The organism is Micromonospora sp. AB353 (assembly GCF_049538395.1).
GTDB lineage: Bacteria > Actinomycetota > Actinomycetes > Mycobacteriales > Micromonosporaceae > Micromonospora > Micromonospora aurantiaca.
The window spans coordinates 1-16569 of the sequence record NZ_JBMVFV010000109.1; the positions used below are offsets into that span (position 1 = coordinate 1).

At 72.9% G+C, this 16569-nt stretch carries 13 protein-coding genes and 1 pseudogene; 5 read left to right on the plus strand and 9 right to left on the minus strand.

What is annotated here, in order from left to right; genetic code table 11:
- A pseudogene (locus tag ACPCK6_RS27240) lies at window positions 1-536 on the plus strand (serine/threonine-protein kinase); the annotation flags it as partial.
- A gap of 4 nt (window positions 537-540) precedes the next feature.
- Here the strand turns inward: ACPCK6_RS27240 and ACPCK6_RS27245 are convergent.
- The 9 genes from ACPCK6_RS27245 to ACPCK6_RS27285 all read right to left on the minus strand — a co-directional run bounded on the left by ACPCK6_RS27245 (window position 541) and on the right by ACPCK6_RS27285 (window position 9853).
- Window positions 541-1602 carry a glycosyltransferase family 4 protein gene (locus ACPCK6_RS27245; protein ID WP_423482618.1) on the minus strand — a complete coding sequence of 354 codons (1062 nt, stop codon included), beginning with the start codon at window positions 1600-1602 and terminating at the stop codon, window positions 541-543.
- Window positions 1603-1734: 132 nt separating this feature from the next.
- A complete protein-coding gene (locus tag ACPCK6_RS27250) occupies window positions 1735-2406 on the minus strand; it encodes a BON domain-containing protein (protein ID WP_318335538.1) in 672 nt (223 codons plus the stop codon).
- Between the two features lie 135 nt (window positions 2407-2541).
- Window positions 2542-4059 (minus strand): S1C family serine protease, encoded by a 1518-nt coding sequence (locus ACPCK6_RS27255; protein ID WP_423482614.1) that lies wholly within the window; start codon window positions 4057-4059, stop codon window positions 2542-2544.
- Window positions 4060-4121: 62 nt separating this feature from the next.
- Entirely contained in the window at window positions 4122-5678 is a 1557-nt protein-coding gene (locus ACPCK6_RS27260) for a sensor histidine kinase (RefSeq protein ID WP_423482615.1), read from the minus strand.
- Window positions 5675-6376 (minus strand): response regulator transcription factor, encoded by a 702-nt coding sequence (locus ACPCK6_RS27265; protein WP_396881177.1) that lies wholly within the window; start codon window positions 6374-6376, stop codon window positions 5675-5677. Before ACPCK6_RS27265 ends, ACPCK6_RS27260 begins: the two co-directional genes overlap by 4 nt.
- Window positions 6377-6440: 64 nt before the next feature.
- Window positions 6441-7061, minus strand: coding sequence for a PadR family transcriptional regulator (locus ACPCK6_RS27270; RefSeq protein WP_396881176.1), 621 nt, complete (start codon window positions 7059-7061; stop codon window positions 6441-6443).
- A complete protein-coding gene (locus ACPCK6_RS27275) occupies window positions 7058-7888 on the minus strand; it encodes a DUF4097 family beta strand repeat-containing protein (RefSeq protein WP_135241867.1) in 831 nt (276 codons plus the stop codon). The genes ACPCK6_RS27270 and ACPCK6_RS27275 overlap by 4 nt, the downstream gene beginning before the upstream one ends.
- A gap of 160 nt (window positions 7889-8048) precedes the next feature.
- The gene (locus tag ACPCK6_RS27280) at window positions 8049-9080 is read right to left on the minus strand and encodes a lysophospholipid acyltransferase family protein (RefSeq protein ID WP_423482616.1); all 1032 of its coding nucleotides are present in this window, start codon (window positions 9078-9080) and stop codon (window positions 8049-8051) included.
- Window positions 9077-9853 (minus strand): GNAT family N-acetyltransferase, encoded by a 777-nt coding sequence (locus ACPCK6_RS27285; RefSeq protein WP_396881174.1) that lies wholly within the window; start codon window positions 9851-9853, stop codon window positions 9077-9079. Before ACPCK6_RS27285 ends, ACPCK6_RS27280 begins: the two co-directional genes overlap by 4 nt.
- 174 nt (window positions 9854-10027) lie before the next feature.
- Here ACPCK6_RS27285 and ACPCK6_RS27290 point away from each other — a divergent pair, with 174 nt between their 5' ends.
- The 4 genes from ACPCK6_RS27290 to ACPCK6_RS27305 all read left to right on the plus strand — a co-directional run.
- A complete protein-coding gene (locus ACPCK6_RS27290) occupies window positions 10028-10684 on the plus strand; it encodes a hotdog fold domain-containing protein (protein ID WP_396881173.1) in 657 nt (218 codons plus the stop codon).
- A gap of 138 nt (window positions 10685-10822) precedes the next feature.
- Window positions 10823-11764, plus strand: a complete 942-nt coding sequence (locus ACPCK6_RS27295; RefSeq protein WP_396881172.1) for an ABC transporter ATP-binding protein — start codon at window positions 10823-10825, stop codon at window positions 11762-11764.
- On the plus strand, window positions 11761-12588 hold the full coding sequence (locus ACPCK6_RS27300) for a DUF2705 family protein (RefSeq protein WP_318335547.1): 828 nt from the start codon (window positions 11761-11763) through the stop codon (window positions 12586-12588). The genes ACPCK6_RS27295 and ACPCK6_RS27300 overlap by 4 nt, the downstream gene beginning before the upstream one ends.
- 258 nt (window positions 12589-12846) lie before the next feature.
- A partial coding sequence (locus ACPCK6_RS27305; RefSeq protein WP_423482617.1) for a multifunctional oxoglutarate decarboxylase/oxoglutarate dehydrogenase thiamine pyrophosphate-binding subunit/dihydrolipoyllysine-residue succinyltransferase subunit occupies window positions 12847-16569 on the plus strand: 3723 nt, incomplete at its 3' end.

Genomic DNA, 16569 nt, shown 5'->3' on the forward strand with positions numbered 1-16569 from the left:
GCCCGGAGCCGGGGCAGGAACCCGCCGCGCAGCCGGTGCCGAGCCGGCGCCGCACCCTCACGCTGGCCGCACTCGGCGTGACTGTGGTCGCCGCCGCGGCGCTGCTGGTGCCCGCGCTGATGCCGGACCGGACCACCGGCCCGCGGGTGCTGCCGACCGCCGGGCCGGTGCGGCCGTCGCCCGCCGATCCGCCGGTGGCCGAGGCACCGGCCACCACGCCGCCGGCCGCGCCGACGTCGGTGCCGCCGAGCGGGGGCGCCCGCCCGCCGGCCACCGGTCAGGCCGACGCCGCCGAACGGGTGGACGGGCTGATCGAGGCCGGGCTGACCGAGGGCCAGATCCGCGAGGACGTCGGGGTGGACCTGCGCAACCTGCTGCGCAACGCGGTCGCCGCGAACGGCGAGGGCGAGGTGACCGCCGCCGTGGACCGGCTCCGCGGCAAGATCGACGAGCGTCGCCGGGAGGGCAGCATCAGCCCCGGGTACGCGCGGCGACTCGACGCCGCGGCGGCGGAACTCGTGGCCGGGCGGACCTGACCGGTCAGCCGGCCACGGCTGGCGCGACCGCGCGGGCTGCCCGGGCGGGTGCCCGCGCGGCCAGGAATCCCCGGTAGACCGCCTCGTAGTCGGCGGCCATCCGCTCCACCGAGAAGTTCTCCGCCACGTGCGCGACGCAGTCCTCCGGATCCAGGTCCGCCGCCGCCCGCAGCGCCGCCGGCAGCTCGCCGGGGTGCTCGCAGACGAAACCGGTGATCCCGTCGCGGACCAGTTCCGGCACCGCGCCCCGGCCCAGCGCCACCACCGGCGTACCGGTAGCCATCGCCTCCACCATCACCATGCCGAACGGCTCCGCCCACTGGATCGGCATGATCAGGCAGCGGGCGTCCAGCAGCAGCCGCAGCGCGGTGGCTCGGTCCGCGTTCACCACGAGCGTCACGTCGTCGCCGAGCAGCGGCCGGACCACCTGCTCCAGGTAGCGGTGCTCGGCCGGCTCGTTGCTCTTGCCCGCGAGCGTGAGCGGCAGCCCGGCGGCCCGGCAGGCCGCGATCGCCACGTCCGGGCCCTTGTCCGGGCTGAACCGGGCCAGCCAGAGCACCGGACCCGCGCCCGGGCTGCGCTTGCGCGGGATGTCCCTCAGCGGCATCGCGTTGTGCACGGTGCCCGCCCAGGGCAGTCCCGGGTTCGCGCGGCGCTGGGCGTGCGAGATCGCGACCAGGCCCACCCCCCGGTCGGTGTTGCCGAGCACGGTGCCGTACTCGCCGACCGGATTGCCGTGCACGGTGGCCAGTGTGGGCACGCGGCGGCGGCCGGCCACCATCGGGCCGATCGTGGTGTGGTCGTGGATCAGGTCGAAGCCGGCCGGATCGACCAGGCGGTCCACGTGGGCCAGGTGCGCCAGTTCGGGCAGCGACTCGCCCATCCGCTCGTACTGGAGGTCGTCGCAGGTGGAGACGAAGTCGGCGGCGGTGCCGTGCTCGGTGCCCGCGCCGAACAGCGTGACGCGGTGCCCCCTGTCGACGAGCGCGTCGACGAGGCCCGCCACCACCGTCTCCAGTCCGCCGTAACCGGGCGGCGGCACCGACAGCCACGGCGGCACCACCATGGCGATCCGCAACGGCCCGGCCCAGGCGCGCTCCGGGGACTGCTGGTTCACGGCCACGAGTCCTCCCCGTCGGTCCCCGGCGTACCCGCTGCGCGCGGGTTCCCGGCCCGGCCTGCGGTAAACGACGGGCGGTCAGCCGGACACCACGATCCCGACGTGCACCTCCCGTACGCCGGGCAGCGCCCAGGCGGCCCGTTCCGCGTCCTCGCGCTGCCACCAGGCGCTCACCACGCCGTCGAGCACCACCGTGTCGCCGTCGACCCGGGCGTCGATCCGCTCGGTCCCGGTACGCCGCAGCAGCAGCGCGCGCAGGTCGAGTCGTCTCTGTTCGTCACTCGGCGGCGTCGGGGGCCGCACCTCGACGAGGTTCGTCACCCCGCGTACGCCGCGCAGCCGGCGCAGTTCCCGCTCGGCGGTACGGCGCTGGAAGCCGAACTCGACCTCGCCGCGCAGCATGATCCAGCCGTCGGCGACTGTCACGTCCAGCCGCTCGGCGGGCACGAAGCTGTCCCACTCCAGCGCCCGGCTCGCCGCGATCGCGATGTCGGCGTCGGTACGCAGGTCCGTGGCGGGCAGGTCGACCGCCAGGTCGCTGGCGACCGCCCGGACGCCGCGTACCCGGTGGGCGCAGCGCTCGGCGGCCCACCGGCGGGCGTAGCTGTCCACCCGGCCGGTGAGCGTCACGACGCCCCGCGAGACCGTCACGCCGATCTCGGTGGCCCGGGTCTGGGCGTCCCAGTCCAGTTCGGCGAGGACGTCGCGCTGGATCTGCTGGTCGGTACGCACGGCGGACGTGGTGGTCATGCCCCGACCCTCCCGCCGGTACGGGTGAGGCGCGCTCATCCGGACCGGGTGAGAAACGAGGAGGGGCGGCGGGTGACGGAGCCAACCCCCTTGGCTCCGTCACCCGCCGCCCGGGAGGGAGGCAGGTCCTCGGGACTATGACGTCTCGGCGAGCGTCACGGTTGCGCTCTCGCTGGATCCGTTTCGCTTGTACTGCACCTCGACCCGGTCGCCGACCTTGCCGGCCTGCACGGCGCCGACCAGGTCGTTCGAGTCGTTGATCACCTTGTCGCCGAACTTGGTGATCACGTCGCCGCGCTGGAGCCCGGCCTTCTCGGCGGGGCTGCCGGGCGTGACGGCGGCGACGAGCGCCCCGCCGTCCTCGGCGCCGTTCACGCTCACCCCGAGCGAGGGGTGGCTGATCTTCTCGCCGCGCTGGAGCTTCTCGGCCACGTTCTTGGCCTTGTTGCTCGGGATGGCGAAGCCCACGCCGATGTTGCCGGTGCTGCCCTGCCCGGCGGTGGCGATGGCGGTGTTGATGCCGATCACCTCGCCGCGGGTGTTGACGAGCGCGCCGCCGGAGTTGCCCGGGTTGATCGGGGCGTCGGTCTGGAGCAGGCCGGAGATCGAGCTGGCGCCCTGCTGCGGGTTCTGCTGGCCGCCCTCGCCCGCCTGGATGGTGCGGTCGCGGGCGCTGAGGATGCCGGCGGTGACCGAGCCCTGGAGGCCGAGCGGGCTGCCCAGCGCGAGCACCTGGTCACCGACCTGCATGGCGTCGCTGTCGCCGAACTTGGCCGCCTTCAGGTTGCTCACGCCACTGGCCTGGACCACCGCGAGGTCGGTCTTCGGGTCGGTGCCGACGATCTTCGCGGAGGCGCTCTTGCCGTCGGCGAAGACCACCCGCACGGTGTCACCACCGGCGCCGGCGACGACGTGGTTGTTGGTGAGCACGAACCCGTCGGCGCTGAGGATCACCCCGGAGCCCTCACCGCTGTTCGTCATGATCGTGACGATGCTGTCCTGGACGGACGCCGCGATCTTGGGCAGGTCGGCGCTGTTGATCACCGGGGCGGCGGAGTAGGTGCGGGTGGGGCCGTCCCCGTCGAGCGCGAGGGCCAGCGCGCCACCGGCCACGCCGGAGCCGAACATCAGGGCCAGCGCCAGCGCGCCCGCGCCGACGAACTTCCCGGCCCGGCTGGGGCGGGCCGGCTGCTGCGGGCCCCACTGCGGCATCTGCTGCCCGGGCTGGTACGGCTGGTAGCCCTGCTGCGTCTGGTACGGCTGCGCCTGGTACGACGGCACCGGCCCGCCGTGCTGCGCGGACGGGTAGCCGGTGGTGGACTGCTGGTTCCAGCCGGCCTGCTGGTGCTGCTGCTGCCCGTACCAGGGGTGCGGCTGCCCCGAGGCCGGGTACGGCGGCGCGGACGGTGTCGCGGGCTGCGGCGGGTACGGTCCGGCGGGCGCGGCGTCTCCGGCGCTGCCGGCCGGGTTCGTGTGTCCGGCGGGCGCGCCGGTTCCGGCGGCCGGGGAGTCGGCCGGAACCGACGCGGGGGCCGGGGTGCTGGAGGAGTCCGACGTCCCGCTCTCGACGCGGGGCAGCTCGGCGGTGTGGTGCGACGGCTCGGCGTCGGCGGGGGCCGGCGACCGCTGCGGATCGGTCTCGTGGTCGGTCATGCCACCAGCTTTCCCCGTGGCACTGTCACCAGCCTGGGTTCCGCCTGGAAGTTTTCTGAATGTCACTCGCCGGGCTCGGGCTCCTCGGGCAGCAGCGGCAGCTTCACCCGGAAGGTCGCCCCGCCGGCCGGTGTCTCCGCCACCTCGACGGTGCCGTGGTGCGCGGCGACGAGCGCGGCCACGATGGCCAGGCCGAGGCCGGTGCTGATCGGCCCGCCGGCCCGGCGGGTACGGGCGGCGTCCACCCGGTAGAACCGCTCGAAGACCCGTTCGGCCTGCTCCGGGGTGAGGCCGGGACCGGTGTCCGCCACCTCCACCACGGCGAGGTTGCCCGCCTCGGCCCGCAGCCGCAGCGTCACCGAGGCGTCCGGCGGCGTGTGGGTGAGCGCGTTCGTCATCAGGTTGCCGATCACCTGGCGCAGGCGCGCGTCGTCGCCGAGCACCACGAGCGGCCCGGCGCCCGGTTCCCGTTCCAGCTCGATCCGTCGGTCCGGGGCGATCACCCGGGCCGCCTCGACCGCGTCGGACGCCAGCACCGGCAGCTCGACCGGGGCCAGCGCGATCGGCCGTTCCCGGTCCATCCGGGCCAGCAGCAGCAGATCCTCCACCAGCAGGCCCATCCGGGACGCCTCGTCCTCGATGCGGCGCAGCAGGTCGGCGGTCTGCTCCGGCGCCCGCGCCGCGCCCTGGCGGTACAGCTCGGCGAAGCCCCTGATGGTGGTCAGCGGCGTGCGCAGCTCGTGCGAGGCGTCGGCGATGAACTGCCGCATCCGCTCCTCGGAGCGGCGGGCCCGCGCCTCCGACGCCTGTGCGTACGCGGCGGCGTCCCGGGCGCCCATCTCGGCGCTGCGCGCCGCCGCCTCGGAGGCGGCCCGCGCGGTGAACGCGGCCTCGATCTGCGCCAGCATCGCGTTCAGTGCCCGGGACAGGCGGCCCAGCTCCGAGGTCGGGCACGCCCGCCCCTCCTCCGGGTCGGGCACCCGCCGGGTCAGGTCGCCGCCGGCGATGGCCGCCGCCGTCCGCTCGATCTCCACCAGCGGCTTCAGGCTGGTACGGACGATCCCGGCGCCCACCGACGCCAGCGAGATCAGCACCGCGCCCCCGACCAGGAGGTCTATCCACACCAGCCGCCCGACCGCGGAGTCGACGCCGGTGAGGTGCTGCCCGAGCGCGATGATCCGCCCGTCGGGCAGGGCGGTGTAGAGCATCCGCCACCGGCTGCGGCCGTCCTCGGAGCGCACGGTGAACGGCTTGCCCACCCGCTCCTGGTAGCCCGCGTAGTCGGCGGGGAACCGGGGCAGTTCCTCCTCGCGCAGGCCCTCGTAGCGCGTCGGCTCCTCCGGCAGCTCACCGGGCGCCATGACGGACGCCACGTAGTCCGACGGGATGGTGATCTTGATCGGGCCGCCGCCGGCCTTGTCGAGCGTGTTGGCCACCGTGTACGCGCCACCGCGGAGCTGGTCGTCCGCCTGCCCGATCAGATAGTTCCGCAGCAGGAACGCGGTCAGGCCGCTGATCACCACCAGCGCCACGGCCACGAGCGCGAGGACCGCGGCGACGAGCTTCAGCCGGAGCGGGACGCTGCGCAGCCTGCCCTTCGCGTCGTGGACGACGTTCACGCCGCCGGCTTGCGGAGCACGTAACCCACTCCCCTGAGCGTGTGGATCAGCCGGGGCTGGGTGTTGTCGACCTTGCGCCGCAGGTACGAGATGTAGGACTCCACGATGTTGTCGTCACCGCGGAAGTCGTAGTTCCAGACGTGGTCGAGGATCTGCGCCTTGCTGAGCACCCGGTTGGCGTTGAGCATCAGGTAACGCAGCAGCTTGAACTCGGTCGGCGACAGCTGCACCCGCTGGCCGGCCCGGTGCACCTCGTGGGTCTCCTCGTCCAGCTCCAGGTCGGCGAAGGTGAGGCGGGACGGGGCCTGCTCACCGGTCGCGGTACGCCGCAGCACGGCCCGGATCCGGGCGGTCAGCTCCTCCAGGCTGAACGGCTTGGTGACGTAGTCGTCGCCGCCCAGGGTGAGCCCGCGGATCTTGTCGTCGGTGGCGTCACGCGCGGTCAGGAACACCACAGGGGTACGCGTACCACCCTCGCGCAGCATCCGGATGACCTCGAAGCCGTCCAGGTCGGGCAGCATCACGTCGAGCACCACCAGGTCGGGCCGGTGGTCCTTGGCGGCGTTCAGGGCGGCGCTGCCGCTGGTCGCGGTGGCCACGTCGAAGCCTGCGAAGCGCAGGCTCGCGGAGAGCAGTTCGAGGATGTTGGGATCGTCCTCGACGACGAGAAGCCGTGCCTCGGTGTGGGTAGCCGCCATGTCACCCATCATCCGCGCTTCGGCTGCGGCCACGCTGGGTGCTCCCTGGAAACAACCTGAGAGATCAGCGGAGCAGTCGCCGGAGCCCTTCCAGCGCGCCGTCGAGCAGCCGGATCGCGGTACGGAGCTGGTTGTCGCTCAGCCGCCGGGCCCGGACGAGCGCACCGACCTCGACGGTGAACGCGGCCAGCCGCTTGTCGAAGTCGGCGAGCAGCGGCGAGTCGTCCGGACGGGCCGCGCCCTCGCCGGCCGCCGGACGGGCGGTGGCGGACGCCGCCCAGCCGCCCTGGCGGGTCTGCCGGGCCACCTCGCGCAGTTCCCGCTTCAGGTCGCGCACCGATCCGCGTACCTCGGTGCGGATCTCCCCGGCCAGCGCGGAGAGATCCTCGACGGCGGCGCCGATGTCGTTCTCCAGCGTCGACAGCTCGTCGGCGCGCTGCCGCAGTTCGGCGCGGCCCGCCTCGGTGATCTCGTAGACCTTGCGGCCGCCCGCGGCGGTGTGCGTGACCAGCCCCTCCGCCTCCAGCCGTTGCAGGCGCGGGTAGATGGTGCCGGCGCTCGGTGCGTACAGGCCGAGGAAGCGCTCCTCCAGCAGGCGGATCAGCTCGTAGCCGTGCTTCGGGCCGTCGTCGAGCAGCTTCAGCAGGTAGAGCCGGAGCCGGCCGTGGCTGAACACCGCGGTCACGGCACGTCCTCCACATGGTCGGCGGGCGCGACCGGGCGGGCGAGCAGCGCGATGCTGCCGGAGGTCGCGGAGGCCCAGAGCCTACCCGCACCCCCGCCGAGCACACCGTGGCTGTCCTTGATCGAGCCGAGCCCGCGTCCACCGCTGTCCACCTGAGGAAAGCCGCTGGTGATCTTGCCGGACGTGGTGTGCAGGTGCACGGTGAGGTCGCTGTCCTCGCGGACCCGGACGGTGATGCTGCCGGAGATGGCGCTGAGCCGGATCTCGCTGCCGCGCGGGTTGTCCAGGTCGCAGGTGATCGAGCCGGAGACGGCGTGGGCGCGGACCCGGTCGGGCGCGCTGTCGGCGAGGATCAGCTCACCGGAGACCGTCTCCAGGTCCAGGTCACCGCCGATGCCGAGCGCCTCGACCGGCCCGGAGATGACCTTCGCGCTGGTGCGTCCCCGCAGCCCGCGCAGCGTGACCTGGCCGGAGGTGACGTCGACCCGGGTCTCCCGGCGCAGCCCGGAGGCGACAAGCGCGCCGCTGACCACCGACAGGGTGGCGAGCACGTCCGGCGGGACGGCCACCGACACCTCGGCCCGGATCCGGTTGCCGAACCAGGAGAAGATGCCGAACAGGCCGGGCTTGCGCTTGTGCCGGATCGTCAGCCGCCCGTCGCGTACCTCGACGAGGAGCGGCCGGCTGCTGACCCGGGTCACGTCGACCCGGGCCGGACCGTCGGCGCCGACCACGTTCAGCCGGCCGCTGATCAGCTCGGCGTCGAGCCGGGTGATCGGCTCGTCCAGCGTGATGCGCTGCGGGTTCTCGACCGTCCAACTGGCCATGACACGCTCCCCTCGTCGGCGCGCCGACCCACGGCGTACCAGGTGTTGCGAGGAGCATAACGCGATACATCGCGACTGAACAAGACACTATCGCGACTATGTCGCGTCCCCGACGAGCCCGCGCCACTTCCAGGATTCTCGTTCCACTTATTGAGATCGCTTACAGATCTTGGTACGAAACGGCCCGCGTGGGGGCCGTTCCGTACCAAGATCTCCGGCCGGCCCGGCGGACCGGCACAGACGCGGGCCGTGCCACGGACGCAGCCGCAACGGAGACGGGTGCGGCACCGCACAGGGACGTGGCAGCGGGCACGGGCAGATGAGCGAGCGTGGGGCGACGGGTGGGTGCGGCCGGGCGGACGGCGGCCTCGGCGATCCGGGCCAGCGCGCGGCGATCAGCGCCCTCGGCCGGGTGCAGCGCCGCGCTCACCGTCACCGACACGGTCAGGCCCCGGGCGGCGAGCACCCGGCGTACCGACACCCAGAGCGTCTCCGCACCCAGGAAGGCGGGCAGCGTGCTCGGGTCGCCCGCGTACCGGTAACCGATGCTCAGTGGCACCACCGGCGCGCCCGCCGCCACGGCGGCCTCGAACATCGCCGGCCGGAAGCCGCGGCTCGGGCGGCAGTCCGTCGCGGCGCCGCACCAGGTCGTACCCTCCGGGAACACCGCCACCGACCGCCCGGACCGCAGCGCGCCGGCCACCCGCGCGACGGTGGCCGGCAGGTCACGCGGCCGGGACCGGTCCACGAAGACGGTGCCCGCCGCGGCGGCCAGGGCGCCGACCAGCGGCCAGCTCCGGACCTCGCGCTTCGCCACCATCCGGACCGGCGACACGGCGAGCACCGCCAGGACGTCCAGCCAGGAGACGTGGTTGGCGACCAGCAGCGCGCGTCCGCGCGGCGTCCGGCCGCGGACCAGGAGCCGGACCCCGAGGGTACGCAGCGTCCACCGTGCCCAGCCCCGCGACGCGGCCCGGCCCCGGGCGGCGGACAGCAGCGGCAGCAGCACGGCGAGGCCCGCCCCGGCCAGCAGCATGCCGAGTACGCCGAGCAGCCGTCCCACCCGGCGCAACCGCGACACGTCCGGGGCGGCGGGCGGCGGAAGGCAGTCCGGCCCGCAGCCGGAGGTGGGCCGCCACAGGCCCTCCCCGGCACCCGGACCGGCCGTCCACGGCTCGGCGGCGGCGGTCACGACCCGGCCTCGCCGAGGAAGTGCCGCAGGTAGCGCGGGTTCATCCGGTCCAGCGAGAACAACACGTAGAAGTCGGCACAGCCGAAGTCCTCGTCGTACCCGGGCTCGCCGGCCACCCAGGCGCCCAGCCGCAGGTAGCCGCGCAGCAGCGGCGGCACGAGCGCCCGCCGTTGCGCCGGGGTGAGCGCGGCGAGGTCGGCGGCCGGCGCCTCGGCGAACCAGGGCCGGCGCGGGGTGACCCGCAGCAGCGGCGGGGCGAGGTGCCGGGCGGTGACCTCGGCCCACACCTGCGCGGCGGCGGTCCCGCCGTCGGCGACCGGCACCGAGGCGCAGCCGCCGAGCCAGCGGGCGCCGCGCAGGTGCAGGTAGCGGCAGATCCCGGCCCACATCAGGTTGATCACCGCCCCGGTGCGGTGATCGGGGTGGACGCAGGAGCGGCCCGCCTCGACCAGGTGGTCGCGGAGCGGGGCCAGCGGGCTCAGGTCGAACTCGGCGTCGGCGTACCGGCGGTCGGTGCGGCCGGGCGGCAGCAGCCGGTACGTCCCGACGACCTCCCCGGTGCCCTCGCGCAGCACCACCAGGTGGTCGCAGTACGCGTCGAACCCGTCGGTGTCGAGCCCGGTGGCGGCGGTCGGCAGGGTGGCGCCGAGTTCGCCGGCGAACACCTCGTGGCGCAGGCGTTGCGCGGCCGCGACCAGAGTCGGGTCGTCGGCGATCAGCAGGGTGTAACCGCTGGTCGTGAGCGGTGCGCCAGCGGCGTGCAGAACGGCCATGACTCCTGTGTAGGTGCGCCGGGTTGCCGCCGGACGGGATGAGGGGTGTCGATCCGGTGAACGCCGGTCGGCGGCGGCGTGCGAACCGGGACGGCCGGGACGGGACCGGCGTGTGCGAGGCTGCCGGGCGGACCGCCCGCGACGGCGCAGGCGGAGGGGAACCCGGAGGTGCACATGCTGGTCGAGGCCCGCTTCCAGGGGCCGGACGGCTCCGGCAACGGCGGCTGGAGCGCCGGGATCTTCGCCGCGCTGATCGACGACCGGGGCCCGGTGGAGGTCACCCTGCGCCGGCCGCCGCCGCTGGACACGCCGCTGACCGCCGCCGACGGCGAGGTACGCGACCCGGACGGTCACCTGATCGCCCAGGTACGCCGGGTCGAGCCCGTCGACGCGGTGGTGCCTCCGGTGGACCGGGCGACGGCGGAGCAGGCCGCGCGGGCGTACCCCGGTCTGGTCGACCACCCGTTCCCCCGCTGCTACGTCTGCGGCCCGGCGAACCCGGACGGGTTGCGGATCTTCCCCGGCCGGCTGCCGGACGGGCGGACCGCCGCGCCGTTCCGCGCGCCGGCCGAGGTGGCGCCCGCGACGGTGTGGGCGGCGCTGGACTGCCCGGGCGGCTGGGCGGTGCTCGCGCCCGGCCGGCCGTACGTGCTGGGGCGGATCGCCGCGCAGGTCACGGCGCTGCCCCGGCCCGGCGACGAGTGCGTGGTGACCGGCGTGGCGGTGGGCTCCGAGGGGCGCAGGGCCGAGGTGCACACCAGCCTGTACGGTGCGGACGGCGCGCTGCTCGGCCGCGCCCGGGCCACCTGGGTGGCGCTACCGAGCCGGTGATCTCCTCCCTGAGGAGGACGGCGCGTACACGTCCCGCCTGATTGACCCCCTTGCGCCGGGTTGGAAGGCTGTTGCCGGGTGCCCCCGCAACGGCGCCCCCACCGGCGCGCGACGAGCCCGCCGGGGCAGGAGAGGAGAATGATGTCCGACGGGCAGCCACGCCCCAGTGCCGGGACCGGCCAGATCATCGTGTCCGGCCTGACCAAGCAGTACAAGACCGTCCGCGCGGTCGACGATCTGTCGTTCACCGTCGAGCCGGGCCGGGTCACCGGCTTCCTCGGCCCCAACGGCGCGGGTAAGACGACCACGCTGCGCATGCTGCTCAACCTGGTGACGCCGAGCGCCGGCACGGCCACCATCGGCGGCAGCCGGTACGCCGACCTGCCCGACCCGCTCCGTACCGTCGGTGCGGTGCTGGAGGCGTCCAGCGCCCACAAGGGCCGCACCGGCATCAACCACCTGCGGGTGATCTGTGCTGCGGCGGGCCTGCCCAAGGAGCGCGCCGACGAGGCGCTCGCCCTGGTCGGGCTCTCGCCGGCGGCCAAGCGCAAGTTCAAGGGCTACTCGCTCGGCATGAAGCAGCGGCTCGGCATCGCCGCCGCGATGCTCGGCAACCCGCAGGTGCTGATCCTGGACGAGCCGGCCAACGGCCTGGACCCGGAGGGCATCCGCTGGATGCGCGGCTTCCTCAAGGGGCTCGCCGCCGAGGGACGGACGGTGCTGGTCTCCAGCCACCTGCTCTCCGAGATGCAGCTGCTCGCCGACGACGTGGTGATCATCGCGGCCGGCAAGCTGGTCCGGCAGGGGCCGGTCGACCAGGTGATGGCGTCGATGACGCACGACGTGCGGGTGCGGGTGCGCACCCCGCAGGCCGACGAACTGACTGCGGCGCTGCGCGAGCAGTCCGCCGTCGTCGACACCGACCCGCACGGCGCGCTGCTGGTGACCGGCGTGGACGCGCCGGCTGTGGGCCGGGTCGCGCTGGCCGCCAAGGTGGAGCTGCACGAGCTGACCACCGAGCGCCCCGACCTCGAAGGGGTCTTCCTGGAGCTGACGGCCGGAAAGGCGGAGATCCGATGACGCTTGTCCGATCCGAACTGCTCAAGATCCGTACCACCAGCACCTGGTGGATCTTCGGGCTGATCAGCCTGGCGCTGTGGGCGCTCACGCTGTTCTTCAACTGGTTGCAGACCGAGGCGCTGGCCAGCGGGAACTTCGGCCAGGCGCCGGAGGACCAGACCGACCAGTTGCAGGCCATCGCGGCCGCCGACAACCTGGCGGCCAACCTCTACACCAACGGCCAGTTCTTCGGGCTGCTCATCGTGCTGCTGCTGGGCATCGTGGTGGTGACCAGCGAGTTCTTCCACCAGACGGTGACCACCACGTTCCTCACCGCGCCGCACCGCACCGCGGTGATGCTGGCCAAGCTGGCCGCGGCCGGCGTGCTGGCGCTGCTGTTCTGGCTCGTCACCACGGTGCTGAACCTGGTCACCGCGCCGCTGATCCTCAGCGCGGTGGACGTCGGCTCGCAGCTCGATAGCGGCGCCGTGTGGCGGGCGATCGCGCTCAACGGCCTGGCGTACCTGCTGTGGTCGGTGCTCGGCGTCGGCCTCGGCGTGCTGATCCGCAGCCAGATCGGCGCCACCGTGACCGGCATCCTGTTCTACCTGGGCGGCGCGATCGGCGCGGTCATCGTGCTGAGCCTGCTCGCCTCGCGGTACGGCGACTGGATCAACAAGCTCCAGCTGCTGGTCCCGTCGCTGGCCTCCGGGCTCATGGTCGGCGGCGACACCGACATCCCGGGCAACCCGCCGCAGTGGGCGGGTGCCCTGGTGCTGATCGGGTACGCGGTCGTGGCCGGCGCGATCGGCGTGGCCACGATCCGCAAGCGCGACATCTCCTGACCTCGCGGTCCGGACGGACCCCGGCCGGTGACGGACGTCATCGGCCGGGGTCTCGCTCGTCTAGCAGGAGTCGGCGGATCACGCAGCGTTTGCCGAACTTCTGGCATCTTCTGTGAAACGGACCACCAGAAGGAGGCGAGAATGCCTGCGCGCAGCGCACGGCGTAGCCTTGGCATCGGTTTACCCAGCGTCGGCAACCGGGGGTCACCGGGGGCCACCGTGACATTCACAACCGCGTGAAAGAGGCGATTAGCGGCCGTGTCGACCCAGCAGACTTCGCAGGAGAACCCACTGGCGGGTTTCGGCCCGAACGAGTGGATCGTCGAGGAGATGTACCAGCGTTACCTCGCCGACCCCTCGAGCGTCGATTCGGCCTGGCACGACTTCTTCGCCGACTACCGGCCGGCCCCGGGCGCCGCCACACCGCGCCCGGACGGGCAGGCCAAGCCGGCCGCGAAGCCGGAGCCGGCCGAGCAGCAGGAAGCAGTGGCCACGGTCAAGGAGCAGCCCGCCAAGACCGAGCCGAAGGCCGCCCCCAAGGCCGCGGCCGCCCCGGCCAAGCCCGCCGCCAAGCCGGCGGCGAAGGCGCCTGAGCCGGCCAAGAAGTCCGCCCCGGCCAAGCCGGCCGCCAAGGCGCCGACCGCGAGCGCCGCGGGCACCACGCCGCTGCGCGGCGTCGCCGCCAAGATCGTGCAGAACATGGACGCGTCGCTGTCGGTCCCGACCGCCACGAGCGTGCGCGCCGTCCCGGCCAAGCTGCTCGTCGACAACCGCATCGTGATCAACAACCACCTGGCCCGCGGTCGCGGTGGCAAGGTCAGCTTCACCCACCTGATCGGGTACGCGCTCGTCCGCGCGGTCGTCGAGCACCCGGAGATGAACAACTCCTTCGCCGAGGTCGACGGCAAGCCGGCGATGGTCCGCCCGGAGCACGTCAACCTGGGCATCGCGATCGACCTGGTCAAGCCGGACGGCTCGCGCAACCTGGTGGTGCCGTCCATCAAGGGTTGCGAGCAGATGGACTTCCGGCAGTTCTGGCAGGCGTACGAGGACGTGGTCCGGCGCGCCCGCCGCAACGAGCTGACCATGGAGGACTACTCCGGCACCACGATCTCGCTCACCAACCCGGGCGGCATCGGCACCGTGCACTCGATCCCGCGCCTGATGCAGGGGCAGAGCGCCATCATCGGCGTCGGCGCGATGGAATACCCGGCCCCCTACCAGGGTATGAGCGAGGCCACCCTGGCCGAGAACGCGGTCAGCAAGGTCATCACTCTGACCAGCACGTACGACCACCGGATCATCCAGGGCGCGCAGTCCGGCGAGTTCCTCAAGGTCATGCACGAGCTGCTGCTCGGCGAGCGCGGCTTCTACGACGACATCTTCACCTCGCTGCGGATCCCGTACGAGCCGGTGCGCTGGATGCGCGACGTCGCAGTCGACAGCGAGGGCCAGATCAACAAGACCGCGCGGGTGCACGAGCTGATCCACGCGTACCGGGTCCGCGGCCACCTGATGGCCGACACCGACCCGCTGGAGTTCAAGATCCGGAAGCACCCGGACCTGGACGTCCTCCAGCACGGGCTCACGCTCTGGGATCTCGACCGCGTCTTCCCGGTCAACGGCTTCGCCGGCCAGCAGCGGATGAAGCTGCGCTCGATCCTCGGCGTGCTGCGCGACTCGTACTGCCGCCGCGTCGGCATCGAGTACATGCACATCCAGGATCCGGAGGAGCGGCGCTGGATCCAGGAGCGGGTCGAGCGCAAGTACGAGAAGCCCAGCTCCGACGAGCAGAAGCACGTGCTGAACCGGCTCAACGCCGCCGAGGCGTTCGAGACGTTCCTGCAGACCAAGTACGTCGGCCAGAAGCGCTTCTCGCTGGAGGGCGGCGAGTCGCTGATCCCGCTGCTCGGCGAGGTGCTGGAGTGCTCCGCCGAGGCCGGGCTGGACGAGGTCGTCATCGGCATGGCCCACCGCGGCCGGCTCAACGTGCTGGCGAACATCGTCGGCAAGCCGTACGAGAAGATCTTCTCCGAGTTCGAGGGGCACCTCGACCCGCGGTCCACGCAGGGCTCGGGCGACGTGAAGTACCACCTCGGCCAGAACGGCAAGTTCACCACCCCGGACGGCGAGCACGCGGTCAAGGTGTCGGTGGTGGCGAACCCGTCGCACCTGGAGGCCGTGGACCCGGTGCTGGAGGGCATCGTCCGGGCCAAGCAGGACCGGATCGACCTCAAGCTGGAGGGCTACACCGTGCTGCCGCTGGCGGTGCACGGTGACGCCGCCTTCGCCGGCCAGGGCGTGGTCGCCGAGACGCTCAACCTCTCCCAGCTGCGCGGCTACCGCACCGGCGGCACCGTGCACGTGGTCGTCAACAACCAGGTCGGCTTCACCACCGCCCCGGAGTACAGCCGGTCCAGCCTCTACAGCACCGACGTGGCCCGGATGATCCAGGCGCCGATCTTCCACGTGAACGGCGACGACCCGGAAGCAGTGGTCCGGGTGGCCCGGCTCGCGTTCGAGTACCGGCAGGCGTTCAACAAGGACGTCGTGATCGACATGGTGTGCTACCGCCGGCGCGGGCACAACGAGGGCGACGACCCGTCGATGTCCAACCCGGAGATGTACAAGATCATCGACTCGAAGCGGTCCGTCCGGAAGCTCTACACCGAGGAGCTGATCGGGCGCGGCGACATCACCGTGGAGGACGCGGAGGAGCTGCTGCGCGACTACCAGGGGCAGCTTGAGCGGGTCTTCAAGGCCACCCGGGACGCCGCCACCACCCCGCGCCAGCTCAGCCGCCCGGCGCGGGAGGAGGAGCCGGAACCGCAGGTCGACACCGCCACCGACGCCGCTGTGGTCAAGGCGATCGGCGAGGCGCACGTCAACCTGCCGGAGGGCTTCACCCCGCACAAGCGGATCCAGCAGCTATTGGAGCGGCGCCGCAAGATGTCCGTCGAGGGCGGCATCGACTGGGGCTTCGCCGAGATCATCGCGTTCGGCACGCTGCTGCACGACGGTGTCACCGTCCGGCTCGCCGGGCAGGACTCGCGCCGCGGCACGTTCGTCCAGCGGCACGCCTCGGTGGTCGACGCCAAGACCGGCGAGGACTACCTGCCGCTGATGTCGCTCACCGCCGACGGCGAGCGGTCGCGCTTCTTCGTCCACGACTCGCTGCTCTCCGAGTACGCGGCCATGGGCTTCGAGTACGGCTACTCGGTGGAGAACATCAACGCGCTGGTGGCCTGGGAGGCCCAGTTCGGTGACTTCGTCAACGGCGCCCAGTCGGTGATCGACGAGTTCATCTCGTCCGGCGAGGTGAAGTGGGGTCAGCGCTCGGCGGTGACGCTGCTGCTGCCGCACGGCCACGAGGGCCAGGGCCCGGACCACACGTCCGGCCGCCCGGAGCGGTTCCTCCAGCTCTGCGCCGAGGACAACATGCGGGTGGCCATCCCGACCACCCCGGCGAACTACTTCCACCTGCTGCGCCGCCAGGCCCTGTCGCCCAAGCGCAAGCCGCTGGTGGTGTTCACGCCGAAGTCGCTGCTGCGGCACAAGCTCTGCGTGTCGCCGGTGGAGGACTTCACCACCGGGACGTTCCAGCCCGTGCTGGCCGACACCGCGGCTCCGGCACCGGAGCAGGTGAAGCGGGTGCTGCTCTGCTCGGGCAAGGTCTACTACGACCTGTTCCAGGCCCGGCAGGAGCGGGGCGTGACCGACACCGCGATCATCCGGATGGAGCAGCTCTACCCGCTGCCCGTCGAGGAGGTCCGGGCCGCGCTCGCCCAGTACCCGAACGCCGAGGACTTCGCCTGGGTCCAGGAGGAGCCGGCCAACCAGGGCGCCTGGTCGTTCGTCGCGCTCAACCTGCTGGAGCACCTGCCCGAGGTCCGGCTGCGCCGCATCTCCCGGCCGGCCGCCGCCGCGCCGGCGGTGGGCTCGGCGAAGATGCACGAGGTCGAGCAGAACGCGCTGATCGAG